The following is a 23848-nucleotide window of genomic DNA, read 5'->3' as shown; positions in this document are numbered from 1 at the left end:
CCTAGTGCTCCCGGCCGGCGGTCGGTTGAAGTGGCGAATTTGAAGTCCGAAAGAGGAGTGCTTTGTCCTTCCCCGCCGCACCTCCCGCGGTGCCCCCGGTTGTCCGACGGCTTGCCGCCGGGCGCCCCGTGCAAGCCGTCTGGGCCAACGAACTGGGCGGTGTGACCTTCCGGGTGGGCCCCGGCGCCGAGTTCATCAAGGTGGCCAGAACCGGCGTCTTCGACTTCACCGCCGAGGCGCAACGCTTGCGCTGGGCGTCAGCACACCTCACCGTGCCGGCGGTGCTGGACTTCGGGGTCGAGCAAGACTGGGCGTGGCTACGCACCGCGGGGCTACCCGGCGTCTCGGCCGTGCACCCCCGCTGGGTGGCCGCACCCGATGTCGCCGTGCGGGCCATCGGTGTGGGGTTGCGCACACTGCACGAGCGCTTGCCGGTCCGAGCGTGCCCATTCGACTGGTCTGCGCAAAGCCGACTGGCGCGGCTGACCGCGGCGGGCCGGGCTAATGTCGGCGCCCCGCCCCCGATCGATCGGTTGGTGGTCTGCCACGGCGACGCGTGTGCACCCAACACCCTGATCGCCCAGGACGGCAACTGTTGCGGCCACGTCGACCTCGGCACGCTGGGCGTGGCCGATCGATGGGCCGACCTGGCGGTAGCAACGTTGTCGTTGCAGTGGAACTTTCCCGGCCACGGTTGGGAGGCGAAGTTCTTCGCCGCCTACGGAGTGGCGCCGGACCCGCGGCGAATCGATTACTACCGGCGGCTGTGGGGGCCGAGGATCTCGACTCAAGCTAAGCTCGATGCTGCATTTGGCGCCGAACATGCGTCAGCAGTAGCTGTTGCAGGAAGGTATTTGTGCAGGTCACAAGCGTCGGCCACGCCGGCTTTCTGATTCAGACCCAGTCCGGCAGCATTCTGTGCGACCCCTGGGTCAACCCGGCCTACTTTGCTTCTTGGTTCCCGTTTCCGGACAACAGCGCACTGGACTGGGACGCCATCGGCGACTGCGACTACCTATATGTCTCGCATCTGCACAAGGATCACTTCGACGCCGAGAACCTGCGTTCGCACGTCAACAAAGACGCGGTGGTGCTGCTCCCGGACTTCCCCGTGCCGGATCTGCGAAATGAACTCGAGAAGCTGGGATTTCACCGGTTCTTCGAAACCACCGGCTCGGTCAAGCACCGGCTCAGCGGGCCCCGCAGCGATCTCGACATCATGATCATCGCGCTGCGGGCGCCGGCCGACGGTCCGATCGGTGACTCCGCGCTAGTGGTTTCCGACGGCGAGACCACCGCCTTCAATATGAATGACGCACGACCGATCGAGCTGGACATGCTGGCATCGGAGTTCGGCCACGTCGATGTGCACCTGCTGCAGTACTCCGGCGCGATCTGGTACCCGATGGTCTACGACATGCCGGCCCGGGCCAAGGAGGCGTTCGGCACCCAGAAGCGACAGCGCGGGATGGACCGGGCGCGCCAGTACGTCGCGCAGGTGGACGCGACCTGGGTGGTGCCGTCGGCGGGACCACCGTGTTTTCTGGACCCCGAGCTGCGCGAGCTCAACGACGACCGCAGCGATCCGGCCAACATCTTCCCCGACCAGATGGTCTTCCTGGACCAGATGCGCATCCACGGCCATGATCGCGGTTTGCTGATGATTCCCGGATCGATCGCGGATTTCACCGGATCGACCCTGAATTCGCTGAGCCACCCGCTGCCCACCGAAGACGTCGAGGCCATCTTCACCACCGGAAAGTCCGCCTACATCGCCGATTACGCCGACCGGATGGCTCCGGTGATCGCCGCCGAACGGGCGAGCTGGGCCCCCGCGGAGGGCGAGCCGCTGCTGGAGCCGTTGCGCGCGCTGTTCGAGCCGATCATGTTGCAGAGCAATGAGATCTGCGACGGTATCGGTTACCCCGTGGAACTGGTCATCGGCGCCGAAACCGTCGTACTGGACTTTCCGAAAAGGGCGGTGCGCGAGCCGATTCCCAACGAGAAGTTCCGCTACGGGTTTGCCATAGCGCCGGAGCTGGTGCGCACGGTACTGCGCGATCAAGAACCCGACTGGGTCAACACCATCTTCTTGTCCACCCGCTTCCAGGCCTGGCGCGTGGGTGGTTACAACGAATACCTGTACACGTTCTTCAAGTGCCTCACCGACGAGCGGATCGCCTACGCCGACGGCTGGTTCGCCGAGACTCACGACGACTCCGCTTCAATCACTCTGGACGGCTGGGAGATTCAGCGCCGCTGCCCTCACCTCAAAGCCGACCTATCGAAGTTCGGTGTGGTAGAAGGCGATACGTTGACCTGCAACCTGCACGGGTGGCAGTGGCGCCTGGAGGACGGCCGCTGCCTCACCACCCGCGGTCACCAGCTGCGGAGCTCGCGGAAATGATGCGGTTCTACGACGACGGCGTGGTCCAGCTCGATGGGGCCGCGCTGACGTTGCGTCGCTACCACTTCCCGTCGGGCACCGCGAAGATCATCGCGCTGGACACGATCCGCGGCTACCGTGCCGAATCGCTGGGACTGCTCACCCATCGCTTTCGCATCTGGGGCAGCTCGGATCTGCGCCGCTGGCTGCCGATGGACATGAACCGGCCGCTCAAGTCGACGTTGATCACCCTCGACATCCCCGATGCTCGTTGGCAACCGGCCTTCACCCCGGCGCGTCCAGACGATTTCATCGCGCTGCTCGACGAACTGCTCAGCGACCGGCGCTGACCCGCTAGCGGTCGGCCAGCGCCGCACGACCGGCGTTGAAACCGGGGATGAAGGTGATTCCCGGTCCGCCATGGCATCCCGCGCTGCCCAGGTAGAGCCCGGCGATCGGGATCGGCTGGCCGATGAAGCCTCTCGGACCCGGCCGGTTCTGACCTATCTGGTCGGGGTGCAACAAGCCGTGGCAGTAGTCGCCACCGGGCGCTCCGAACATGACGCCCATGTGCTTGGGAGTGAAGGTGGTGTGCCGGATGATGCTGCGCTCGAAGTTGGGCGCCAAGCGGGTGACCTTGTCGATCACCCGTTGCCCCATTTCGGTCTTGGCCTGTCCGTACTCATGGGAGTCTTGCTCGCCCTCGATCGGGAACCACATCGCGAACGCCGATGCGGCGTGCTTGCCCGGCGGCGCCAGGTCGGGGTCGTGCACCGACGGTACCTGCAACACGACGGTCGGGTCGGCCGGCACGATCCCGCGGCGGCAATCCTCCCACTGCTGCTGCACTTCCTCTGGCGTGCAGAAAATGCCGATCGAGGCCTGCATGGCCGGATCGTTGAGGGCCTCATACGGCGCCGCGAACGCCGGGGCTTCCTCGAGGGCGAAGTGCATCTGCAGGTAGCTACCGCGGTGGTCGATGTGTGCGTAGCGATCCCGGACATCGCTGGGCAGCACCGTCGGATCGATCAGGTCGTTGATCGTGACGTCTGGGGCAATCGCGGAAACCACGATCGGGGCGGCCACGATGTCGCCCGCCTCGGTGCGTACGCCACTGATCCGCGCTCCGGCCTCGGCGCTGTCGACGAGGATCTCGCTGACCTTGGTGCGCAACCGCAACTCGCCGCCGTCGCGCTCGAACAGCCGGCACAGATGTGCGGTGAGTGCGCCGATGCCCCCGCTCAGCTTCTTCATCTGCACGAAGTCTCCGTCGGGGATACCCAGACCGAAGGCAAGCGCGGCGGCGCTACCCGGCGTGGCCGGTCCCCGGTAGATGGTGTTGACGGCCAGGACCGTCATCGAACCCCGTAGTGCGGCGTGCTTTTCCCGGTCCGGAAAGTACCGGTCCAGCACGTCGGTGACCGACCCGAACAGCATGTCGTCGATGGCCGATCGCTCGAATTCGTTGGTGGCGCACGCATACATCTGGTCGAAGGTCTTGGGGAGCGTGTCGGATTCGAACCGCCCGAGCGCCCGGGTCGGCGCCTGACTCCAGGCCAGCAGGCCCGCCATCCCGGTGACCGCGTCGGCCCCGTGCACCTCGTTGAGGTGGGCGAACATCTTCATCGGGTCGGTGTACTGGACCAACGGATCGTCGCCCACGCCGCGTAGGGCTACCGACATCACTTCCAGATCCACGGTCGGCAAGGTGTCCAGGCCGAGTTCGCTGATCACCGCGGCCGCCGTCGGGAACTGCACCGATCCGGCAATCTCGAACCGGTAGCCGTCAAACAGTTCGACGGTGGAGGCCATGCCGCCGGCGTAGAGCTTCGCGTCCAGGCAGAGGGTGCGCAGGCCCGCTCGCTGCAGCAGCACCGCGGCGGTCAGGCCGTTGTGCCCCGCGCCGATCACTATCGCGTCATACTCCGCCATGCTCTCGACCTCCCGAGTTGGAGGCTGGCACGGTCCGAAAGTTTTGTCAATTATGACGAAACAGTCCGGGGCCGGTCGGGGCACCAGGTGTTGGTGAGCCCGGCCCGCAACGTCTCCAGCGCCAGCTGACACACCCGCGCCAACTCGCCGAGGGACCGGTCTTCGCCCAGCATCCACACTTCCATCGCGCCGAACACCGCGGCCGCGATGCAACGCGCGGTCACCGCGGTGCGAACCCGGGCATCCGGGGTTTGCGCCGACGTTCCCGCCGCGGCACAGCTACGTCGTCGCAGCTGAGCCGCGATCACCTCGGCGAAGTCGGCCTGGACCTCCTGAATGTGCCGGACGATGCGGCTTGGGTCCAGCTCCCCACCGCGCAGGGTGGCGATTTTCGCTACGGCTTCAACGTCATACGGGAAGGCGAAGATCGCGGTCTGTACCGAGTCGATGATCGCCTCGTCGACGGGACGGGCGTCCAGCGCCGCGCGAAACCAATGCAAACCGGTGTAGTCGGCAAACAGCAGATCGTGCTTGGACCTGAAGTGGCGATAGAACGTGCGCAGTGACACCCCGGCATCGGCGGCGATCTGCTCGGCCGACGTCTCCTCGACGCCCTGGCCCAGGAATCGCACCACCGCGGCCTGGCGCAGGGCCTCGCGGGTGCGTTCGCTGCGCACCGTCTGCGCGGGCCTGACCATGGCAGTAAGGTACCTCAACCCGCGACCCCGACAGTTATGTCAATATTGACAAAACTTCGGGATAGGGGTGAGACTGCGCCCATGGTGTCGCTTCTTGTCCACGCGGTTCTCGGAATTGCCGTCATCAGCTGGATCATCGCGTCGAACCCTCAGGTGTATGCCCGGCCGGCCGCAGGTGCGTGGTTCTCCCCGCCGGAATGCGTGTACTACGCGGTCGGCATCGCCTCGATCGCCTTTGGCTGGTACTTCAACATCCGCTTCGTCCGGGAGTACTCGCACGGCGCGACCAACCCCATCTGGGGCCCGGGCAGCTGGGCGGACTACATCCGGCTGATGTTCACCAACCCGGCCGCCGGTTCGGCCAGCCAGGACTACACGATCGCCAACGTGATCCTGCTGCCGCTGTTCTCCATCGTCGATGGCTACCGACGCGGTCTGCGCAGGCCCTGGCTGTACTTCGTGTCCAGCCTGTTCACCAGCTTCGCCTTCGCGCTGGCGTTCTACTTCGCCACCATCGAACGCCAGCACCGCCACGAACAGGCTCGCGACAAGGTGGGCGTCTAGCCCTTGGGCTCGAGCACCTCGGTGCCCACGAACCCAACCAGGGCCGCGGGAACCCGCACGCTGCCGTCGGGCTGTTGGTGGTTTTCCAGAATCGACACCAACCACCGCGTCGTGCCCAGCGTGCCGTTCAACGTGGCCGCGATCTGCGGCTTGCCGTTGGCGTCGCGGTAGCGCGTCGCCAGCCGTCGGGCCTGAAACGTGGTGCAGTTCGAGGTGGAGGTCAGCTCGCGGTAGGTGCCCTGGGTCGGTATCCACGCCTCGCAGTCGAACTTGCGGGCGGCCGAGGCGCCGAGATCGCCGGCCGCCACGTCGATCACCCGATAGGGGACCTCGATCTGCGCCAGCATCTCGCGCTGCCAGGCCAGCAGCCGTTGATGTTCGGCCTCGGCGTCGGCGGGGGCGCAGTAGACGAAGCCTTCCACCTTGTCGAACTGGTGCACCCGGATGATGCCGCGGGTGTCCTTGCCGTAGCTGCCGGCCTCGCGCCGAAAGCATGACGACCATCCGGCGTAGCGCAACGGCCCCTCGGACAGGTCCACGATCTCGTCGGCGTGATAGCCCGCCATCGGCACCTCAGAGGTGCCCACCAGGTACAGGTCGTCGGCCTCGAGCCGATAGACCTCGTCGGCGTGGGCCCCGAGGAATCCGGTGCCGGCCATCACCTCGGGACGCACCAGCACCGGCGGGATCATCGGGATGAAGCCGTTGTCGACGGCCAGCCGCAGCGCCAGCTGCAACAGACCCAGCTGCAGCAACGCACCCTGACCGGTCAAGAAATAGAATCGCGACCCTGCCACCTTGGCGCCGCGCGCCATGTCGATCAGGCCCAGCGATTCGCCGAGTTCCAGGTGGTCTTTCGGATTGTCTAGCGCGCGGGGTTCGCCGACCACGTCCAGCACCGCGTAGTCGTCCTCCCCGCCGGCGGGCACGCCGTCGAGGATGACGTTCGGTATTGCCATGTGCGCTGCGGTGAAGGCCGTCTCGGTTTCGGACTGCGTCGCCTCGGCGGCCTTGATCTGCTCGGCGAGATCCTTGGCCCGTTGCAGCAGGGCGGGACGCTCTTCGGGCGATGCACCACCCACGCTCTTGCTGGCGGCTTTCTGCTCGGCCCGCAGGGAGTCCGCGGTCGAGATCGCGGTCCGGCGGGCCGTGTCCGCCGTGAGCAGGGCATCTACCAGCGCCGGGTCTTCGCCGCGGCTGAGCTGGGATCGGCGTACGACGTCGGGGTCTTCCCGGAGCAGTTTCAGGTCGATCACGGCCGCAAGACTACTTTTGACGGGTTGGCCGCGTCGCGTCAGCTCGGCTTCTGTCGGGCTCTGGTATCACATGTGCAACATTGGTCACGTGGCTATGTGGGCCCTGTAAGAATGGAACTGATGTTGGACGCGCCCGAGAAGGAGCTCGCACCGGATAGCGAGCCTGACCCCGACGCCGAAACTGCCGCCGAAGCGGAGCAGCCGTCGGCCGGCTTCCGGTGGCCGCGTGCCCTGCAAGCGTCGGCGACCAGGCGCGGGTTGCTGCTCACCGCACTAGGCGGCCTGCTGATCGCCGGGTTGATCACCGCGATCCCCGACGTTGCCACCGGGCCGGGCCGGCTGGCCGGCTACATCGACAACAACCCGGTGCCCAGCACCGGCACCAAGAGCAACGCCGCTTTCAACCGCGCCACCACCGGCGACTGCCTGATGTGGCCGGAAGGCACACCGGAGGCGGCCACCATCGTCGACTGCGGCGATGAGCACCGGTTCGAAGTCGCCGAGTCCATTGACATGCGAACCTTCCCCGGTTCGGAGTACGGGCCCGACGCCTCTCCCCCATCACCGGCCCGCATTCAGCAGATCAGCCAGGAACAGTGCCAGGCCGCGGTGCGCCGCTACCTCGGCGCCAAGTTCGATCCCAACAGCAAGTTCACCACCAGCATGCTCTGGTCCGGCGACCGGGCGTGGCGTCAGGCCGGCGAGCGCCGCATGTTGTGCGGCCTGCAGTTGCCCGGTCCCAACAACCAACAGACCGCGTTCAAGGGCAAGGTCGCCGACATCAATCAATCCAAGGTCTGGCCGGCCGGCACCTGTTTGGGCATTGATTCGACCACCAACCAGCCAATCGATATTCCGGTCGACTGCGCGGCGCCCCATGCCATGGAGGTCACCGGCACGGTTAATCTGGCGGAGAAGTTCCCCGACGCCCTGCCTCCCGAGCCCGAGCAGGACGGGTACATCAAAGACACCTGTACCCGGATGACCGACGCCTACCTCGCCCCCATCAAGTTGCGCACCACCACCCTGACCCTGATCTACCCCACGCTGTCGCTGCCGAGCTGGTCCGCGGGCAGCCGCGAAGTCGCGTGCAGCATCGGCGCGACGCTGGGCAATGGGGGCTGGGCCACGTTGGTGAACAGCGCCAAGGGGGAGCTGTTGATCAACGGGCAGCCACCGGTGCCGCCGCCCGACATTCCCGAAGAGCGGCTCACGTTGCCGCCCATTCCGCTGCAGGTGCCGCCCGCCGCGCCCGCGCCCGCGCCCCGGCAGACCCAAACGGCTCCGCCGAGCAATCAGCATCTGCCCAATCAGCAACCGGTGGTGACGCCGTCGCGGGCACCCGCCGCCCCGGCCACCACAACCCAGGCGACTCAGCCGCCGCCGGCGACCCAAAGTCAGCCGCCGCCCGCCGATGGCGGCGCACCACCGCCTGCCCAAGCACCCGAACCCGAGGCCCCCGCGCCCGCGGAACCCGCACCGGGAGGCTAGCCGGGTGGCGGTGCGGATGGACCCCCGGCGGTTCGACGAACTGGTCTCTGACGCACTGGACCTGATTCCGCCCCAGCTGGCGGCCGCTATGGACAACGTCGTGGTGCTGGTCGCCGACCGCCACCCCGACGAACACGACCTGCTCGGCCTTTACGAGGGGGTCGCCCTGACCGAGCGTGATTCCGACTACGCCGGAGCCCTGCCGGACGCCATCACGATCTACCGGGAAGCGCTGCTGGATGTCTGCGAGTCCGCCGACGAGGTTGTCGACCAGGTGGCGATCACGGTGATCCACGAGATCGCCCACCATTTCGGTATCGACGACGACCGGCTGGGCCAGCTGGGCTGGGCGTGATCGGCCATCGAATTACGATGGGCGCGCCAACCCGGCGATGTCGGGGTGCGGTGCTATGAACGGTCTATGAGCACAGGCTGCCGCGACTGCCGGGCAGGCTTGGAACACTGCCACGGGACCTTGATTCGGCACGTGGAGGGTCCACTATCCGGCCGGTCGGAATGCACCGAATCTGATTGTGACGACGCCGAGCTGATACCGCACACCTTCGTCGTCGACTGCGCGGCCATCGGCTGCACTTGCGGCGAGAGCGCCGCGGTCACCCCGGCGGGGTGACCGTCAGCCCATCGGGTCGCCGCTGGACGCCATGAGGTCGCCGGCGGCGGAGTCGACCTCGGCGCAGAAGGGCGGCGTTTTCGTTCCCCACCGGACGCACCCCAGCGACCGTCGGTGATCGGGGTCAGCACCACCGATTCGGCGTTGTCCAGGTGGTTGTCCAAGGCGAAGTTGGCGTCCACCCCGGCGAGCACAGCACCGGCCAGCCGGATGGCCGCGCCGTGGCTGACCACGACGAGATCGCCGGTTCGGTCTTCGTCGTCCAGATAGCGCATTCGCAGGTCGTTGAGCACCGGCACATAGCGCGCCAGCACGTCGTTGGCGCTCTCACCGCCCGGCAACGGGACATCCAGCTCGCCGCAATGCCACCGCTTGTAGATGGCGTTGAATTCCGCGACGGCCTCGTCATCGCAGCGGTTTTCCAGCTCGCCGACCTGTACCTCGTGAATGCCGACCACCTCGTGGGCCGAGACGGTCAGTTCGGCGGCGATCACCTCGGCCGTCTGCGACGCCCGAGTAGCGATCGAGTGCACCAGCATGGCGGGTCGAATCAAACCGCCGCGCGCGAAGGCCTGTGCCTGCGCCCGGCCCGTCGGGGTCAACTCCGCCCCCGGCGGCAGCGTGTCCAAGCGACGCTCGACATTGCTGACCGACTGACCGTGGCGAACCAGCACCAGACGACCGCTCATAGCGGCGGCTCCGGGCTTGCTTCGGGCTTGCCTTCGCGCAGCTGCTGCAGCCAGATCGCCGCCTCGTCCGCCGGCGGCGGCTGCGCCGCATAGGTCTGACCCGTCGGCCAAGAACCCAGGTATCGCACATCAGCACAACGACGGTGCAGCGCCTTGAGTGCCTCAGCCACAGCATCGTCGGCGATGTGGCCCACACAGTCGATGAAAAACATGTACGTGCCCAGCCCGGTACGGGTGGGCCGGGACTCGATTCGGGTGAGGTCGATGCCGCGCATGCCGAACTCGGTCAGTGCATCCAGCAGGGCACCGGGCACGTTGGCGATACGCAGCACCGCCGAGGTGCGATCGGTGCCGGTGCGCGGCGGCGGCGGTCCCGATACACCGATGAGCAAGAACCTGGTGCGGGCGTTGGACTCGTCAACGACGCCGTCGGCCAGCGACTGCAGCGCCCAGTGCGCGGCGGCCAGCGGGGAGGTCACGGCAGCGTCGACCTGCCCCTCCGCCACCTGGCGGGCCGCGTCGGCGTTGGAGTACGCCGGATGCAGCTCGACGTTGGGCAGATGAGCGGTCAGCCACTGTCTAACCTGCGCCGCTGCCACCGGGAAAGCCGCCAGGGTCCGTACGTCGGCCGCGCCGACGCCGGGCTTGACCACGATGCTGAAGGCCACGTCGAGCGTTGTCTCGGCGAACACCTGCAGCGGCGACCCGATGGCCAGGCTGTCCAGGGTGGGGGCCAGCGAGCCGTCGATCGAGTTCTCGATGGGCACGCAGGCGAATTCGGCGGCGCCGGTACGGACGGCGTCGAGCGCGGCGGGAGTGCTTTCGACCGGCAGCGGTTGCGCGCCGCCGTCGTCGTGGCCTGGGACCAGCCCGGCAGCCGCTATCTCGAGCAGCGCCGCTTGGGTGAATGTCCCTTCCGGACCGAGATATGCGATGCGCGCCACGCACACAACATTAACGGCGGCGCCCGCCCTTTCGGTGCTTGCAGCCACCACCTCAGTAAGTTAACTTAGGCTTACCTAAGAGCATGGAGGAGTTTGTGATGCTGCCGCTCACCAGCCCGGCGCCGACGACCGCCGAACGTATTCGCAGCGCATGCGCCCGGGCCGGCGGTGCCCTGCTGGCGGTGGAACGGGACGGCCCCGTCGCCACACCCATCCATCACCTGATGCCCGACGGGTCTTTTGCGGTGGCCGTTCCCATCGAGCACCCGGGTGCGGGCACCGGCGATCCCGGGCAGCCCCCGTCGCAGGCCCTCCTCGAACTAACGGACTACGCCCCACTGCCGGTGCGTGAACCCGTCCGCTCGCTGGTCTGGATACGCGGGCGCCTGCACCCCGTTCCCGCGGACATGATCGGCGCTGCGCTCGACCTGATCGCCACCAAGAACCCCAACCCAGCCTTGCTGCAAGTCCAGACACCTAGATCCGCACCGGCGCACGGCGCGGAGATCCGATACGCATTGATGCGACTGGAGATCGAGTCGGTGGTCGTCACCGACTCCACCGGCGCGGAACCGATCAGCGTCGTGGACCTACTGGCCGCGCGACCGGATCCGTTCTGCGAGATCGAGTCGAGCCTGCTGCGCCACCTGACGACCGACCATCAGGACGTGGTCGCGCGGTTGGTGTCGCGCCTGCCGGCCCCGCTGCGACGCGGTGAGGTCCGCCCGCTTGGCCTCGACCGCTACGGCGTGCGGTTTCGCATCGAAAGCAACGACGGCGACCGCGATATCCGGCTGCCATTTCATCGCCCGGTCGACGACATGCACGGGCTCAGGCAGGCCATCCGGGTGCTGCTGGGCTGCCCGTTCGGCAACGGTCTGCGCGCCCGGCGATAACCGGCCGCGGCCAACCCGTTGCGCCCCGCGCGCCGTGGCGGCCGGCTGCGTTCCGGTGTCCTGGCACGTACGTTTTCCAGGTGAACGGCGATCGACCCGCTCAGTTTCGGCGACCCCAGCCTCCGATCCCGCCGCAATCGGAACCCTCGCAGGTCATCCGGCGCGACACGCTGCCCCTGCGCCGTCCGGCCGAACCCAGCGGGGCGCCACCGCGTCAACCAACCTCAGCGCCACCTCCACCCAAACCGGCCACCGGCCCCGTCGGCCCCCGACGCCGGCGGCGCACCCCCACCCCGGCGCCGCCGCCACGTCCGGCCGCACCCAAAGCGCGCCGCAAAAAGACCAAGCGCCGCTGGGGCAAGATCGTTGCGCTGAGCCTGCTGACCGCCGTGTTGCTGGCCGGCGCCGGCATTCTCGGCGGGGCTTTGTGGCTGGACACGGCGCTGCACCGGGAACCGGTATTGCGCGACTATGCCGACCGGCCCGGCCCCGGGCGCGGCACCAACTGGCTCATCGTCGGCTCGGACAGTCGCCAGGGTCTGACCGCCGAGCAACAGCAGGAGCTGACCACCGGCGGAGATCCCGGAGACGGGCGAACCGACACCATCCTGCTGGTCCACCTGGCCGGACTCGGATCGAGCACCCCGACGGCCCTGGTATCGATCCCGCGCGATTCATATGTCCCCGTTCCCGGGTATGGCCGCGACAAGATCAACGCGGCATTCGCCATAGGCGGGGCGCCCTTGCTGGTGCAAACGGTCGAACAGGCCACCGGCCTGCGAATCGACCACTATGCCGAGATCGGATTCGGCGGATTCGCCGAACTGGTCGACGCGCTCGGCGGTGTCCGGATGTGTTTGACGGAACCGATCGGCGATCCACTGGCCGGCATCGACCTAGCGCCGGGCTGCCAGCAACTCGACGGCCGAAGCGCACTGGGCTACGTCAGGTCCCGAGCCACACCGAGAGCCGACCTGGACCGGATGATCAACCAGCGCCAGTTCATGTCCGCGTTGCTGCGCCGGGCCGAAAGCCCCGCGGTATGGCTCAATCCGTGGCGTTGGTATTCGGTGCCGCGCGCCGCAGCCGCGGCGCTCACCGTCGACCAGGGGGCCCACGTATTCGACCTTGCCCGGCTCGGGTGGGCGCTACACGGGCACCCGACGGCCCTGACGGTGCCGATCGGCGAATTCACCACCACCGACGTCGGCTCGGTCGTGGTGTGGAACCACGACGCGGCCGCCGAGATGTTCGACGCGCTGGCTTCCGACACACCGATACCGGCCGACGCTTTCGACGGGCCACCATAACAACGCAATTTCGGCGCCCCGGGTGTGTTGTAGGTCATAAAAATGCGGAAAATGCGCCCATAATTCCGGCCCGGCTAGGTTTACTTAGGCAAACCTGACCTTATTGATTTCGCGCATCGGCTTAGGAAAACCTTTCCTGAGTAAGTCATGCCTTCGTTGCAGGTGGCGTTTTACCTGCACTATTCTGGCGGTATGACCGACTACGACGGACCAAAGACGAAATTCCATGCGCTGGTGCAGGAACAAATTTTCAACGAATTCACCGCGGCCCAACAATACGTTGCCATTGCCGTTTATTTCGATAGCGAAGAATTGCCCCAATTGGCGAAGCACTTTTACGCTCAGGCGGTCGAGGAGCGCAACCACGCGATGATGCTGGTGCAGCATCTGATCGACCGCGACCTCCGTGTCGAGATTCCGGGAATCGACTCGGTACGAAATCACTTCGACAAGCCGCGCGACGCCCTGGCGTTGGCCCTCGATCAGGAGCGGGCCGTCACCGATCAGGTCAGTCGGCTGACCGCGGTGGCACGCGATGAGAGCGACTTCCTCGGCGAGCAGTTCATGCAGTGGTTCCTGCAGGAGCAGATCGAAGAGGTGGCGCTGATGGCCAGCCTGGTGCGCATTGCCGACCGGGCCGGGGCCAACCTGTTCGAGCTCGAGAACTTCGTTGCGCGTGAGGTCGGCCGGGCTCCGTCGGGCGCAGCCGCTCCGCGTGCCGCCGGAGGCAACCTCTAGGCCTCCGGCGGGGCGGCGGGACCGCTACTCACGCCCGGCCGGCCATGCTGCAACCAGGCCTTGGCGCGGCCGGGGTGGTCGGTGGCCATCCACGCCACGCCGACGTCCCGGCAGAAATCGATGTCTTCGTACTCGTCGACACCCCAGCAGTACACCGCTCGCCCCTGGGCGGCGGCGCGATCGACGAGTTGTGGATATTCCCGCAACACCGCCAGCGACGGTCCCACGGCGGTCGCTCCGACAGCCGAGGCGGCACCGCTGGCCAGATAGCGAGCCGTTTTGCCGAGCAGCACCGTTGGCAGCAGCGGTGCTGCTCGGCGAATCCGCCACACCGCGGCCGCCGAAAACGACATCACGACGGCGCGGGACCGGTCTGCGGACGCAGGTTGGGCAATGCCGAAGCGCTGCAGCAGCGCCAGCACCTTGCTTTCGACCAGCGACCCGTACCGCACCGGATGCTTGGTCTCGATGAAGACCTTCACCGGCCGTTTCCAATCCAGCACCAGCGAGATCAGCGCGTCCAGGGTCAGCAGGCTGGTATCTCCGTGGGCACCGTCCGGCCGCCAGCTGTCATGCCAGGCGCCGTACTCCAACTCACGCAGCTGATCCAGCGTCATCGTGCTGACCAACCCGGCCCCGGTCGAAGTCCGATCCAACCGGCGATCGTGCACGCAAACCAGATGACCGTCACGGGTGAGCCGGACGTCGCACTCCACACCGTCGGCCCCCTGCTTGAGCGCCAGGTCGTAGGCGGCGAGCGTATGTTCCGGCCGGGCGCCCGACGCCCCGCGGTGGGCCACCACGAAAGGATGCCCGGCGATCACCTCGTCGGCCCAGGTCATACCCATTATGCTGCCGGTTCCTGCCCCTCCAGCTCAACCGCATCAGCATCAGGGGCCGCATCGACCCGATCGTCTTCATCCGTGGCGGACCGGCCGGGTTGATCATCCTGACCCATCACCAGCCAGCGGTGCGCGGGCCGTTGCACCGGCTTGCGCTCGAATCCCTCGAAAACGCGAGAAACGGTGCCCACGGCGGCTGCCGCCAGTGCATACGCGACGACCACCATGACGGTGTTGTTCGCGATGCCCTGAGCGTCGCTGGAAAAGCTGGTGGCGATGGCGAACAGCGACGTGGCGGTGCTGACCACCCATGCGATCCACCACACCAGGATGGGTTTCTTCAACCGTTGATAGGTGTCCTCGACCACCGCGAGTTCGATGAGATACACCGGCGCCCACAGCAGGTTTGCCAGCGGCGTCAGGCAACCAGCCCACAACTGCAGGGTGGAGCGGTGCTCGGGTAGGCCGTAGTAGGCGAAGGCGGCGGCCCGGCGCGCGACAAGCCACTTGATCAGTACGACGAAGCAGACGCCCATCGCGGCGAGCGCGGCGAAACTGACCGCCACTCCCACCCAGACCGCGATGCCGGCCAGCACGGAATTCAGCAGAATGTCGCGGTTGATGATCAGCAACACGTATCGCACCGCGTAGACGAATGCGGCGGCACCGAGAACCAGCATGGTGGCGAACAACAGGGTGCGTACGGTCGCGGCCGCCGGTCCCGTCTTGGTCGCTACCGGCACGGGCGAAGGGCCGGGCTGCGCGACGCGGTCGCCCAGTCCCCAGCGCGGCATCACCGTGTACCGGGGGGTGGGCCCGTACGCGCGTCGCCGGGGCCGGTGCGGTGGCGCAGCGCCCGGACGCACCGCTATCCAGCGAAAACCTGGTGGTAGCCGGGGCGCCGCCCGCCGCGCGGTAGACGCCACCCGTTGCGGGCCGACCGAGGTTCGCGACTGCGGGTCGGCGGCCGCAGCCCCGGTCAGCGGCGCCATCAGCGCTCCCCGACAACGGGGACACCACACGCGCTGTCGCTCGCGTACGTTCCACCGAGTGCCGCACTGGGAGCACACCTGTATCACCGGACCAGCGTAATGCGAGTCGGCACTCTTGGGCATACGGGCCGCGCGACCTCCGACTCAGCTACTTGTGGGTATCCACAGTTTCCACAGGTTTATCCACAACATGGGTTGGGTGGGTTTTGGTTATCAACACAGCGTCTGTCGGTCGAGATCGGCCGTCGCTGTGGATAACCCCCGCCACCAACACCCGCCGATCGACAGCCCTGGCCGGGCCCGAGCGAAATGCATTGCCGCGCTAAGCACTTGTACCCAGTTGGACGACTCGACAAACGTGACCGACCACGGCCCACCGAACAGCGTCCGCCGGCGGCCCACATCGCCGCATTGGCGCTCTCACCTGGTGCGGTTGCCGACCCGCCCAGGCAAGAATTTTTCAAGCCGGGCACCAGGGGTTATGATCGCGGACGCCAGGTTCAGTGTGAGTCACCTCACTGTTGGAGGTGACCGTGCAGGTGAAAGGCGCTCGATGGCGACACATTCCTACGGCCCCGGGTCGACTCCCTCACCGAAGTCGCACTCCGGATCGCCCACCTGGAATCACGCCTACGTCATAGCCGCCCTGCGTGCGGGCCTGATTGCGCTGGCATTACTGGGAGTTCTCGCCCTCATCGTCTTGTATTAGATCCCCGACCAACCGGGTACCCGGCAGTATCAGCCCGGTGGGGCGTCCTTGCGGCGCGAGCGCTCATGAAGCAGGGTTAACTACTGCAGCCCGCTGCGTGGCGGTCCCCACGCGAATGACTTATCGGACGATCGAAGGAAGGAATGCCGTGGCTGAATACACCTTGCCCGATTTGGACTGGGACTACGGAGCCCTGGAACCCCACATCTCAGGTCAGATCAACGAGCTTCACCACAGTAAGCACCACGCCACCTACGTCAAGGGTGCCAATGACGCCGTCACCAAACTCGAGGAAGCGCGCGCTAAGGAAGACCACTCGACGATCCTGCTGAACGAGAAGAACCTCGCTTTCAACCTCGCCGGCCACGTCAACCACACCATCTGGTGGAAGAACCTCTCCCCCAACGGTGGCGACAAGCCCACCGGTGAACTCGCCGCGGCCATCGATGAGGCGTTCGGGTCGTTCGACAAGTTTCGGGCCCAGTTCCACGCCGCCGCGACCACCGTGCAGGGGTCGGGTTGGGCAGCGCTGGGCTGGGACACCCTCGGCAACAAGCTGCTGATCTTCCAGGTCTACGACCACCAGACCAACTTCCCGCTGGGCATTGTCCCGCTGCTGCTGCTCGACATGTGGGAGCACGCGTTCTACCTGCAGTACAAGAATGTGAAGGTCGACTTCGCCAAGGCCTTCTGGAATGTCGTCAACTGGGCCGACGTACAGTCGCGCTACGACGCCGCCACCTCGAAAACTCAAGGATTAATCTTCGGCTGACTCGAATACCCGAAGGCTTGGGCGCCGCGCACACCATTGCGCGGCGCCCTTGCGTTTTAACCGGGCCTTAATATTTCGCGCTTACGAACACCGCCGGACACCCGCCGTGTCGAGTTGCACGGCGCCAAAACCCCGCGCATGCTTGATCATTCGAGCTACCATTTATTCGAGCTACCAGCGTGGTTATTTCGGATGGAGGCGTCAACGGAGGGCGAGATGGATGCTGGGTCAGATGGGCCTATCGGTGTTGCACCCTTTCATTCTCGTGGTTCGCTGAAAGGGTTTGTCATCTCCGGGCGTTGGCCTGATTCAACGAAAGAATGGGCTCAACTGTTGATGGTCGCCGTGCGCGTCGCATCTTTGCCCGGGTTGCTTTCGACCACCACGGTATTCGGGGCGCGCGAGGAATTGCCCGATGAGCCCGAGCCCGGCACCGTCGGACTGGTGCTGGCCGAGGGCACGGTGTTCGGCGAATCCGCGATCCAGCCGGGATACTTCGCCGATCATCAACCCCCTGCATTGCTCATGTTGCATCCGCCGTCGGAAACGACGCCGTCGCTGCCGGAGTGCACCGGCGCCGCCTCGGGCTGTGTGCTACTACCGGGGTTGCCGTATCTGGGATTGGAACATCGGGCGGCGTGGGTGGAGGCCGAAGCCGACAGAACCATCACCTCGATGGTCAGCCGCGTCGGCGTTGACCCCATCAGTCATCCCGACACCGCAATTCTGGCGATGCTGCTTGCCGCATAAGGAGATTCGAACCAATAAGTTCGCGCGCCGAATCGACGGATACGGCCGCCCGAACTTCATCGCCACGGTGGCGCGCATCGAATCCGGCCGCTAGCCTGGGAAACTGTTAGCGAAGGGGAGTAGCCCCGAATCGTTGGGTCGACATACTGGCGCACAGCCCGGCCCGCGAACCGTCACACCGGACGGTGGGCGAGACCTTCGACCGATGTTCGATGACCGGACGGTCATCGGCACGTGTCGAGAGGTCGCCCGCATGCTTTCCGCCACAATGCTGAGTCTCGGAGTGGTTTTCCTTGCCGAGCTGGGCGACAGATCGCAGCTGATCACGATGACCTACGCGTTGCGGTACCGCTGGTGGGTGGTGCTGACCGGGGTAGCGATCGCATCCGTCACCGTGCATGGTGTCTCGGTGGCGGTCGGCCACTTCCTGGGCACCACGGTGCCGGCCCGGCCGATGGCGTTTGTGGGAGCGATCGCCTTCCTGATATTCGCGGGCTGGGCCTGGCGCGAAGGCCGCGAAGACCCGGCCGGCGCCGACGAGGTCGCGCATCTGCCCAACCCCCGATTCGCGCTGCTCACCGTGGTGTCGTCGTTTGTCCTGGCCGAGCTCAGCGACAAGACAACCCTGGCCACGGTCACCTTGGCCAGCGATCACAACTGGGCCGGCGTATGGATCGGCACCACCTTGGGCATGATCGTGGCCGACGGCCTGGCAATAGGTGTCGGACTACTGCTGCATCACCGGCTGCCCGAACAGCTGCTGCATCTGCTGGCCAGCCTGCTGTTCCTGCTTTTCGGCTTGTGGATGCTGTTCGAGGGGGCGCTGGGATGGCGCTCGGTCGCCATCGGTGTGACCGCGGCGGTGGCGCTGGCCGCCGCTGCCGGAGCCACGGCGCAAACTCTCCGGCGGCGTCGCAGCGCCTCCGCACTCGGCACGAATTCACCCTCGGGCCGGTAGCCGGCACCAACCGGCATCGGCCGGGCTCCGGCCATCTCGACCACCGCCCCCGACATCGTCGCACCGGTCCCCCGCCCGCCCCGGTTTCGCGCTGCCACCCGCCGAGGCTTCATAGACAGCAAAGCGCCCAATCCGACGTCCGCCGTTGGCGTCTGGTTGCCCAGAATCGAGCGCGTTCCGCCGACGGGCAGCACCTTTGTTCCTTGCCAGCGCCGGTGCTCGTGGGCTTTCGATGCCATCCGAAGGCCGTATTCTGCGGATAACCTGTGAAATTCGTTCATCTTATGGACACCCCACCGAATCGGTTGGACGCTCGTCGGAGGCGGCTTGGGCACCTGTCCGACGCACCGGCACCCAATCGCCTCAGGTTTGCACTTGGTTGTTGACATAACTGTCGCTACCATGATCAGCAAATACATATAGATAAGCGTTCAATTTTGCAGCCCGGTGGAGGTCATATCGATGAGCACGACGTTCGCTGCCCGCCTGAACCGTCTGTTTGACACGGTGTACCCGCCCGGGCGGGGGCCGCATACCTCCGCCGAGGTGATTGCGGCGCTCAAGGCGGAGGGCATCACGATGTCGGCTCCTTATCTATCGCAGCTACGCTCCGGCAACCGCACAAACCCTTCCACCGCGACCATGGCCGCCCTCGCCAACTTCTTTCGCATCAAGTCGGCCTATTTCACCGATGACGAGTACTACGAAAACCTCAATCAGGAACTGCAGTGGCTGGCCACGATGCGTGACGACGGCGTGCGCCGCATCGCCGTTCGTTCCCAAGGGTTGTCCACCCAAGCGCAGCAGGAGATCGTGGAGCGAATCGAAGAACTCCGCCGGACGGAACGCCTCGACGCTTAACGCGATTACCGCAGGGCCGGTCCCCCGACCTGAGGGATTGCCGACGCCCCTCCCGGATTAGGGTTGGGCCCAGCGAGCGCGCACGCACCGCGATAGTCCACGAGATACCGGGAGGCGGCCGGGAATGGGCCTGTTCCGCAAGCGAAAGAGCCGCGCGACGCGTCGCGCCGAAGCCCGCGCGATCAAGGCCCGCGCCAAGCTGGAAGCCAAACTGTCCGCCAAGAATGAGGCGCGCCGCATCAAGTCCGCGCAGAAGGCGACCGACAAGGCGCTCAAGGCGCAGCTCAAGGCGCAGCGCGACAGCGACCGGGCGGCATTGAAGGTCGCCGAGACCCAACTCAAGGCGGCCCGCGAGGGCAAGTTCCTCTCGCCCGCTCGAATCCGCCGGACACTGACGGTGTCTCGATTACTCGCCCCGATCCTTGCGCCGGTGATGTATCGCGCGGCCATCGCGGCCCGCGGACTGCTGGATCAACGGCGGGCAGACCAGCTCGGGGTGCCGCTGGCTCAGATCGGACAGTTCTCGGGCCACGGCGCACAGCTGTCCGCCCGGGTGTCCGGTTGTGAGCGGTCGCTGCGGATTGTGCAGGAAAAGAAGCCGAAGGACGCGGAGACCAAGCAGTTCGTCTCGGCCATCAGCGAGCGGCTCTGCGAACTCTCGGCCGCTATCACAGCAGCCAAGAACATGCCGGCCCAGCGGCGTCGAGCCGCGCATTCCGCGATCTCCTCGCAACTCGACGGCATCGAGGCGGACCTGATGGCGCGTCTAGGGCTAGCCTGAGTCAGCATGCCGGTCCTGCGCAGTTGGGTTTCGAGCAGCCGTGTTCAGTCACGAGCCAGATATTCGCGTGGTGTGGTTGCGCAGGTGCTCGGGAAGTTGCGGTTCGCGCCGTTATTGGTCGCCATCACGATTGTCGTCGCGCTGCCGGTTCCGGCGGCATCCGCGCAGGCTGGAGGCATGGCGGCGCACGAATCGGTGACCGTCGGCGCCAGTGGTGATGGCGGTGGCGATTCGGGCGAGGACCTGCCCGCCTGGCCGTTCGCGGTGGGAGTGGTCGCTGCGGTAGGCGCGGCAGCGCTGTGGGCTACGCGGCGCCGGCCGTAGCGGCTTGGGCCGGCGACCTGGTAGGCGAGGCAGACGACGAACCGTGTCCTGGCATGATGGACCCGAGTGTTTCGCGATCTAGTGAGCAATGAGGAAGCTGCAAAGGAGCGGCCGCATGGCAGACCCGCAGGATCGACCCGACGGCGAACCCGACGCGACACCGGGACAGCCGGCCAAGAAGCCGCCCGCCGACAAGGCTGCGAAGACACCGGCCAAGAAGACACCTGCGAAGAAGACGCCGGCCAAGAAGGCCCCGGCGCAGAAGGCGCCAGCCAAGAAGGCCCCCGCCAAAAAGGCGCCGGCCAAAAAGGCCCCGGCGACCAAGCCGCCCGCACAAAGCCCCGAACCGGCCCCGCAACCGACCGCGCTGGCCAACGTTTCACAGCAACAACCGAGCGCCAACGGCCAACTCGCCGAAGCCGCTAAAGATGCGGCCGCACAGGCTAAGTCGACGGTAGACCGCGCCAACAACCCACTTCCCCGGGTCGCCGATGAGCAGCCAAGCCACTCCACCGTTCCGCTGGTCGTCGCAATCGCATTGAGCCTGTTGGCGATGCTGCTGATCCGCCAGCTGCGCCGGCGCTGATCGATGGGAAACGTGGCGTTTCGGCCAACGGCCGATCTCGTTGACGACATCGGGCCCGATGTGCGCAGCTGTGATCTTCAATTCCGCCAGTTCGGTGGCCGCGCCGAGTTCGCCGGACCGATCAGCACCGTGCGGTGTTTTCAGGACAACGCGCTGCTGAAATCGGTGCTCTCGCAGCCGGGTGAGGGCGGGGTGCTGGTGATCGACGGTGCCGGTTCCCTGCATACCGCCCTGGTCGGTGATGTCATCGCCGAACTGGCGCGCTCCAACGGCTGGGCGGGGCTGGTGGTGCACGGCGCGGTCCGCGATTCGGCCGCACTGCGTGGCATTGACATTGGCATCAAGGCACTGGGCACCAATCCGCGCAAGAGCGCCAAGACCGGGTCGGGTGAACTCGACGCCGAAATCACGCTGGGCGGTGTCACGTTCGTGCCGGGCGAGATCGCCTACAGCGACGACGACGGCATCGTGGTGGTCGCCGCCGTCGCAACCGAATCCTGAATCGCGGCTAAGCCGGCGACTAAACCGGCACTGCGACCGGCTTTTTGGCGAATCGCAAACCCTCGTCGTCGATCTTGCCGCGGCGAATCAGATGAATATCGCGCAGATAGTTCTGGTTGAGTCGCCACGGCTTGCGTGAACCCTGCTTGGGAAGTTCGTCGATCACGCGCAGCACATAGCCCGGAGTGAACTCCATGAATGGACATTCCTGCACATCCGAATCCGGGCGCTCGACGACGACGGACTCATAGTCATTGGCGTCCATGGAGTTGAGCAGACGGCAAACGAACTCCGACACCAGATCCGCCTTCAGTGTCCACGACGCGTTGGTGTAGCCAACGGTGTAGGCCATGTTGGGCAGGCCGGAAAGCATCATGCCCTTGTAGGCCATCGCCTTGGTGAGATCCACCGACTCTCCGTCCACGGTGACCGCCGCCCCGCCGAAGAGCTGCAGGTTCAAACCCGTTGCGGTGACGATGATGTCGGCCGGCAGCTGCTGGCCCGAGTTGAGCCGGATGCCGGTCGGCGTGAACCGGTCGATCGTGTCGGTGACCACATCGACCTGTCCGTGGCGAATGGCCCGGAACAAGTCGCCGTTGGGCACCAGGCATAGCCGCTGATCCCATGGGTTGTAGTGCGGGCCGAAATGCTTTCGCACGTCATAGCCTTCGGGCAACTGACGCTGGGCCAGTCCCATGAAGTTCTTCCGCATTCGCCGCGGCCACTTGCGGCAGGCTCCGTATACGGCGGCCTGGCGCAGCACGTTCTTCCACCGCACCATGGCGTAGGCCATGTTCTCGGGAAGCCAGCGGTTGAGGCGCTCAGCGATGCTGTCCCGTTCTGGCTGGGAGACTATGTAGGTCGGCGAGCGCTGCAGCATCGTGACGTGCTTTGCCCCCGAGTTCGCCAGCGCCGGGACCAGAGTGACCGCGGAGGCACCGCTGCCGATCACGACGACGTTCTTGCCGTCATAGTCGAGGTCTTCGGGCCAGTGCTGCGGATGGATGATCGAGCCGGCGAAGTCCTGCGCGCCGGCGAAGTTCGGGGTGTAGCCCTGGTCGTAGTTGTAGTAGCCGCTGCAGAGAAACAGGAACGAACAGGTGACGGCGCTCATGGCACCGTTGCTCTCGATCTGCAGCGTCCAGCGGTTCTGCGCGTTCGACCAGTCCGCGCTGATGACTTTCTGGTTGAGCCGGATGTGCTTGTCGATGCCGTACATGGCCGCCGTGCCTTTGACGTATTCGAGGATCGGCTTGCCGTCGGCGATGGCCTGGCGCTCGGTCCACGGACGAAAGCGGAAGCCCAGCGTGTGCATATCGGAGTCGGATCGGATGCCGGGGTAGCGGAACAGATCCCAGGTGCCACCCATGGCGGCGCGCTTCTCCAGGATCGCGTAGGACTTGGTCGGACAGCGGTCTTGAAGATGCCAGGCTGCACTCACGCCGGAGATACCCGCCCCCACGATCACGACGTCAAGATGCTCAGTCATGGCGCCACGCTATCAACGCTGTGTTGAGTCCGTCAACGGAGTGTCGAAACTCTCGACGCGCGGTAAGCTGCCGTGGTGTCTACTTCCACTGCCAGTCAGGCATCGGTGAGCCGGGGCCGCCGTAGCGCGCGACCATCCGGTGATGAGCGGGAGCTGGCGATCCTCAACACGGCCGAGAAGCTGCTCGAGGACCGTCCGATGGTCGACATCTCGGTCGACGACCTGGCCAAGGGAGCCGGCATCTCCCGCCCCACCTTCTACTTCTATTTCCCGTCCAAGGAAGCAGTGTTGCTGACCTTGCTGGACCGGGTGGTCAATGAGGCCGACGCGGCGCTGGACAACCTCGCCCAGGCACCCGACGTCGACCACGTGACGATGTGGCGCAACGGAATCAACGTGTTCTTCGAGACCTTCGGATCGCACCGAGCGGTCGTGCAGGGCGGTCAGGGCGTCCGAAGTATCAGCACCGAAGTCCGGGAGCTGTGGTCGACATTCATGCAGAAGTGGATCGCCTATACCGCCAAGATCATCGAAGCCGAGCGCGAACGGGGCGCCGCGCCGGTGACGCTGCCCGCCCTGGAACTGGCCACCGCACTCAACCTGATGAACGAGCGGACTTTGTCGGCGTCGTTCCTGGCTGAGGAGCCGTCCGTGCCGGAGACACATGTGGTCGACACCCTGGTGCACGTCTGGGTCAGCAGCATCTACGGCGCGGCTCGCTAACCAGGAACTTGTCGGTCCGCGGTGC

Annotated in this window: 25 protein-coding genes and 3 pseudogenes; 20 read left to right on the top strand and 8 right to left on the bottom strand. The window is 66.1% G+C overall.

Annotated elements, in window-relative coordinates:
- The first annotated feature begins 62 nt into the window (after positions 1–62).
- Genes MMSP_RS03765 through MMSP_RS03755 form a run of 3 tightly spaced genes read left to right on the top strand, consistent with a single transcriptional unit; the run spans position 63 to position 2736 of the window.
- Positions 63–893, top strand: a complete 831-nt coding sequence (locus MMSP_RS03765) for an aminoglycoside phosphotransferase APH(3') (protein ID WP_036426106.1) — start codon at positions 63–65, stop codon at positions 891–893.
- The gene (locus MMSP_RS03760; protein WP_020785541.1) at positions 857–2407 is read left to right on the top strand and encodes an MBL fold metallo-hydrolase; all 1551 of its coding nucleotides are present in this window, start codon (positions 857–859) and stop codon (positions 2405–2407) included. Before MMSP_RS03765 ends, MMSP_RS03760 begins: the two co-directional genes overlap by 37 nt.
- The gene (locus tag MMSP_RS03755; protein WP_015357650.1) at positions 2404–2736 is read left to right on the top strand and encodes a hypothetical protein; all 333 of its coding nucleotides are present in this window, start codon (positions 2404–2406) and stop codon (positions 2734–2736) included. The genes MMSP_RS03760 and MMSP_RS03755 overlap by 4 nt, the downstream gene beginning before the upstream one ends.
- Positions 2737–2740: 4 nt before the next feature.
- On the opposite strand, the gene MMSP_RS03750 is transcribed toward MMSP_RS03755, so the two are convergent.
- Together MMSP_RS03750 and MMSP_RS03745 are read right to left on the bottom strand one after the other, a co-directional pair.
- Complete coding sequence (locus MMSP_RS03750) at positions 2741–4318, bottom strand: NAD(P)/FAD-dependent oxidoreductase (protein WP_012396884.1); 1578 nt, start codon at positions 4316–4318, stop codon at positions 2741–2743.
- A gap of 50 nt (positions 4319–4368) precedes the next feature.
- Complete coding sequence (locus tag MMSP_RS03745; RefSeq protein ID WP_020785540.1) at positions 4369–5016, bottom strand: TetR/AcrR family transcriptional regulator; 648 nt, start codon at positions 5014–5016, stop codon at positions 4369–4371.
- A gap of 81 nt (positions 5017–5097) precedes the next feature.
- Between MMSP_RS03745 and MMSP_RS03740 the strand changes: the two genes are divergently transcribed.
- Positions 5098–5580, top strand: a complete 483-nt coding sequence (locus tag MMSP_RS03740; RefSeq protein WP_015357653.1) for a DUF2834 domain-containing protein — start codon at positions 5098–5100, stop codon at positions 5578–5580.
- Here the strand turns inward: MMSP_RS03740 and serS are convergent.
- Complete coding sequence (gene serS, locus MMSP_RS03735) at positions 5577–6836, bottom strand: serine--tRNA ligase (RefSeq protein ID WP_020785539.1); 1260 nt, start codon at positions 6834–6836, stop codon at positions 5577–5579. The genes MMSP_RS03740 and serS overlap by 4 nt on opposite strands.
- Positions 6837–6956: 120 nt before the next feature.
- Here serS and MMSP_RS03730 point away from each other — a divergent pair, with 120 nt between their 5' ends.
- From MMSP_RS03730 to MMSP_RS27915, 3 genes and pseudogenes are all read left to right on the top strand, one after another.
- Positions 6957–8327: a septum formation family protein gene (locus MMSP_RS03730; RefSeq protein ID WP_086084849.1), complete on the top strand. Its 1371-nt coding sequence runs from the start codon at positions 6957–6959 to the stop codon at positions 8325–8327.
- A 4-nt stretch (positions 8328–8331) separates the two neighbouring features.
- A pseudogene (locus MMSP_RS03725) lies at positions 8332–8752 on the top strand (metallopeptidase family protein).
- Positions 8749–8958 carry a hypothetical protein gene (locus tag MMSP_RS27915; RefSeq protein WP_145987921.1) on the top strand — a complete coding sequence of 70 codons (210 nt, stop codon included), beginning with the start codon at positions 8749–8751 and terminating at the stop codon, positions 8956–8958. Before MMSP_RS03725 ends, MMSP_RS27915 begins: the two are co-directional and overlap by 4 nt.
- Positions 8959–8961: 3 nt before the next feature.
- Here the strand turns inward: MMSP_RS27915 and MMSP_RS03720 are convergent.
- Positions 8962–9647 (bottom strand): annotated as a pseudogene (locus MMSP_RS03720) (histidine phosphatase family protein).
- Positions 9644–10591, bottom strand: coding sequence for a prephenate dehydratase (gene pheA / locus MMSP_RS03715; RefSeq protein WP_020785536.1), 948 nt, complete (start codon positions 10589–10591; stop codon positions 9644–9646). Before pheA ends, MMSP_RS03720 begins: the two are co-directional and overlap by 4 nt.
- Before the next feature lie 98 nt (positions 10592–10689).
- Between pheA and MMSP_RS03710 the strand changes: the two genes are divergently transcribed.
- From MMSP_RS03710 to MMSP_RS03700, 3 genes are all read left to right on the top strand, one after another.
- The gene (locus MMSP_RS03710; RefSeq protein WP_015357659.1) at positions 10690–11487 is read left to right on the top strand and encodes a DUF2470 domain-containing protein; all 798 of its coding nucleotides are present in this window, start codon (positions 10690–10692) and stop codon (positions 11485–11487) included.
- An 80-nt stretch (positions 11488–11567) separates the two neighbouring features.
- On the top strand, positions 11568–12797 hold the full coding sequence (locus MMSP_RS03705; protein WP_020785534.1) for an LCP family protein: 1230 nt from the start codon (positions 11568–11570) through the stop codon (positions 12795–12797).
- Positions 12798–12989: 192 nt separating this feature from the next.
- A complete protein-coding gene (locus MMSP_RS03700) occupies positions 12990–13535 on the top strand; it encodes a ferritin (RefSeq protein ID WP_036427077.1) in 546 nt (181 codons plus the stop codon).
- Here MMSP_RS03700 and MMSP_RS03695 read toward each other — a convergent pair.
- A complete protein-coding gene (locus MMSP_RS03695; RefSeq protein WP_036427075.1) occupies positions 13532–14377 on the bottom strand; it encodes a glycerophosphodiester phosphodiesterase in 846 nt (281 codons plus the stop codon). The genes MMSP_RS03700 and MMSP_RS03695 overlap by 4 nt on opposite strands.
- A gap of 5 nt (positions 14378–14382) precedes the next feature.
- Positions 14383–15456: a DUF4328 domain-containing protein gene (locus tag MMSP_RS03690; RefSeq protein ID WP_012396895.1), complete on the bottom strand. Its 1074-nt coding sequence runs from the start codon at positions 15454–15456 to the stop codon at positions 14383–14385.
- A gap of 466 nt (positions 15457–15922) precedes the next feature.
- Between MMSP_RS03690 and MMSP_RS27360 the strand changes: the two genes are divergently transcribed.
- The 9 genes and pseudogenes from MMSP_RS27360 (at position 15923) to rraA (ending at position 21611) form a co-directional block, all read left to right on the top strand.
- Positions 15923–16078 (top strand): hypothetical protein, encoded by a 156-nt coding sequence (locus MMSP_RS27360; RefSeq protein ID WP_012396896.1) that lies wholly within the window; start codon positions 15923–15925, stop codon positions 16076–16078.
- Between the two features lie 148 nt (positions 16079–16226).
- Positions 16227–16850 (top strand): superoxide dismutase, encoded by a 624-nt coding sequence (locus MMSP_RS03685; RefSeq protein ID WP_011742484.1) that lies wholly within the window; start codon positions 16227–16229, stop codon positions 16848–16850.
- A gap of 216 nt (positions 16851–17066) precedes the next feature.
- Positions 17067–17600 carry a hypothetical protein gene (locus tag MMSP_RS03680; protein ID WP_020785531.1) on the top strand — a complete coding sequence of 178 codons (534 nt, stop codon included), beginning with the start codon at positions 17067–17069 and terminating at the stop codon, positions 17598–17600.
- A 253-nt stretch (positions 17601–17853) separates the two neighbouring features.
- Positions 17854–18523, top strand: a pseudogene (locus MMSP_RS03675) (TMEM165/GDT1 family protein); the annotation flags it as partial.
- 497 nt (positions 18524–19020) lie between these two features.
- Positions 19021–19419, top strand: coding sequence for a hypothetical protein (locus MMSP_RS03670; protein ID WP_020785530.1), 399 nt, complete (start codon positions 19021–19023; stop codon positions 19417–19419).
- Positions 19420–19543: 124 nt separating this feature from the next.
- Complete coding sequence (locus tag MMSP_RS03665) at positions 19544–20200, top strand: DUF6474 family protein (RefSeq protein ID WP_020785529.1); 657 nt, start codon at positions 19544–19546, stop codon at positions 20198–20200.
- A 72-nt stretch (positions 20201–20272) separates the two neighbouring features.
- The gene (locus MMSP_RS03660) at positions 20273–20524 is read left to right on the top strand and encodes a hypothetical protein (RefSeq protein WP_011742489.1); all 252 of its coding nucleotides are present in this window, start codon (positions 20273–20275) and stop codon (positions 20522–20524) included.
- Positions 20525–20639: 115 nt separating this feature from the next.
- A complete protein-coding gene (locus MMSP_RS03655) occupies positions 20640–21110 on the top strand; it encodes a hypothetical protein (protein WP_012396901.1) in 471 nt (156 codons plus the stop codon).
- 3 nt (positions 21111–21113) lie between these two features.
- On the top strand, positions 21114–21611 hold the full coding sequence (gene rraA / locus MMSP_RS03650) for a ribonuclease E activity regulator RraA (RefSeq protein WP_020785527.1): 498 nt from the start codon (positions 21114–21116) through the stop codon (positions 21609–21611).
- Positions 21612–21630: 19 nt separating this feature from the next.
- On the opposite strand, the gene MMSP_RS03645 is transcribed toward rraA, so the two are convergent.
- Positions 21631–23100 carry an NAD(P)/FAD-dependent oxidoreductase gene (locus MMSP_RS03645; protein WP_020785526.1) on the bottom strand — a complete coding sequence of 490 codons (1470 nt, stop codon included), beginning with the start codon at positions 23098–23100 and terminating at the stop codon, positions 21631–21633.
- 75 nt (positions 23101–23175) lie between these two features.
- On the opposite strand from MMSP_RS03645, the gene MMSP_RS03640 reads away from it, so the two are divergent.
- Positions 23176–23823 carry a TetR/AcrR family transcriptional regulator gene (locus MMSP_RS03640; RefSeq protein ID WP_086084848.1) on the top strand — a complete coding sequence of 216 codons (648 nt, stop codon included), beginning with the start codon at positions 23176–23178 and terminating at the stop codon, positions 23821–23823.
- Positions 23824–23848: the final 25 nt, after the last annotated feature.

This window comes from Mycobacterium sp. 012931 (assembly GCF_000419295.1).
Classification (GTDB): domain Bacteria; phylum Actinomycetota; class Actinomycetes; order Mycobacteriales; family Mycobacteriaceae; genus Mycobacterium; species Mycobacterium marinum.
The sequence above is the reverse complement of the archived record's forward strand: the minus strand, read 5'-3'. Positions and strand labels throughout refer to the sequence as shown.

Bases quoted from the DNA above. Each gene is read 5' to 3' on its own strand.
- MMSP_RS03755 (WP_015357650.1), top strand. From the start codon at position 2,404: ATGATGCGGTTCTACGACGACGGCGTGGTCCAGCTCGATGGGGCCGCG.
- MMSP_RS03750 (WP_012396884.1), bottom strand. From the start codon at position 4,318: ATGGCGGAGTATGACGCGATAGTGATCGGCGCGGGGCACAACGGCCTG.
- MMSP_RS03745 (WP_020785540.1), bottom strand. From the start codon at position 5,016: ATGGTCAGGCCCGCGCAGACGGTGCGCAGCGAACGCACCCGCGAGGCC.
- MMSP_RS03740 (WP_015357653.1), top strand. From the start codon at position 5,098: ATGGTGTCGCTTCTTGTCCACGCGGTTCTCGGAATTGCCGTCATCAGC.
- MMSP_RS03730 (WP_086084849.1), top strand. From the start codon at position 6,957: ATGTTGGACGCGCCCGAGAAGGAGCTCGCACCGGATAGCGAGCCTGAC.
- MMSP_RS27915 (WP_145987921.1), top strand. From the start codon at position 8,749: ATGAGCACAGGCTGCCGCGACTGCCGGGCAGGCTTGGAACACTGCCAC.
- MMSP_RS03710 (WP_015357659.1), top strand. From the start codon at position 10,690: ATGCTGCCGCTCACCAGCCCGGCGCCGACGACCGCCGAACGTATTCGC.
- MMSP_RS03700 (WP_036427077.1), top strand. From the start codon at position 12,990: ATGACCGACTACGACGGACCAAAGACGAAATTCCATGCGCTGGTGCAG.
- MMSP_RS03695 (WP_036427075.1), bottom strand. From the start codon at position 14,377: ATGACCTGGGCCGACGAGGTGATCGCCGGGCATCCTTTCGTGGTGGCC.
- MMSP_RS27360 (WP_012396896.1), top strand. From the start codon at position 15,923: ATGGCGACACATTCCTACGGCCCCGGGTCGACTCCCTCACCGAAGTCG.
- MMSP_RS03680 (WP_020785531.1), top strand. From the start codon at position 17,067: ATGGATGCTGGGTCAGATGGGCCTATCGGTGTTGCACCCTTTCATTCT.
- MMSP_RS03670 (WP_020785530.1), top strand. From the start codon at position 19,021: ATGAGCACGACGTTCGCTGCCCGCCTGAACCGTCTGTTTGACACGGTG.
- MMSP_RS03665 (WP_020785529.1), top strand. From the start codon at position 19,544: ATGGGCCTGTTCCGCAAGCGAAAGAGCCGCGCGACGCGTCGCGCCGAA.
- MMSP_RS03655 (WP_012396901.1), top strand. From the start codon at position 20,640: ATGGCAGACCCGCAGGATCGACCCGACGGCGAACCCGACGCGACACCG.
- rraA (WP_020785527.1), top strand. From the start codon at position 21,114: ATGGGAAACGTGGCGTTTCGGCCAACGGCCGATCTCGTTGACGACATC.
- MMSP_RS03645 (WP_020785526.1), bottom strand. From the start codon at position 23,100: ATGACTGAGCATCTTGACGTCGTGATCGTGGGGGCGGGTATCTCCGGC.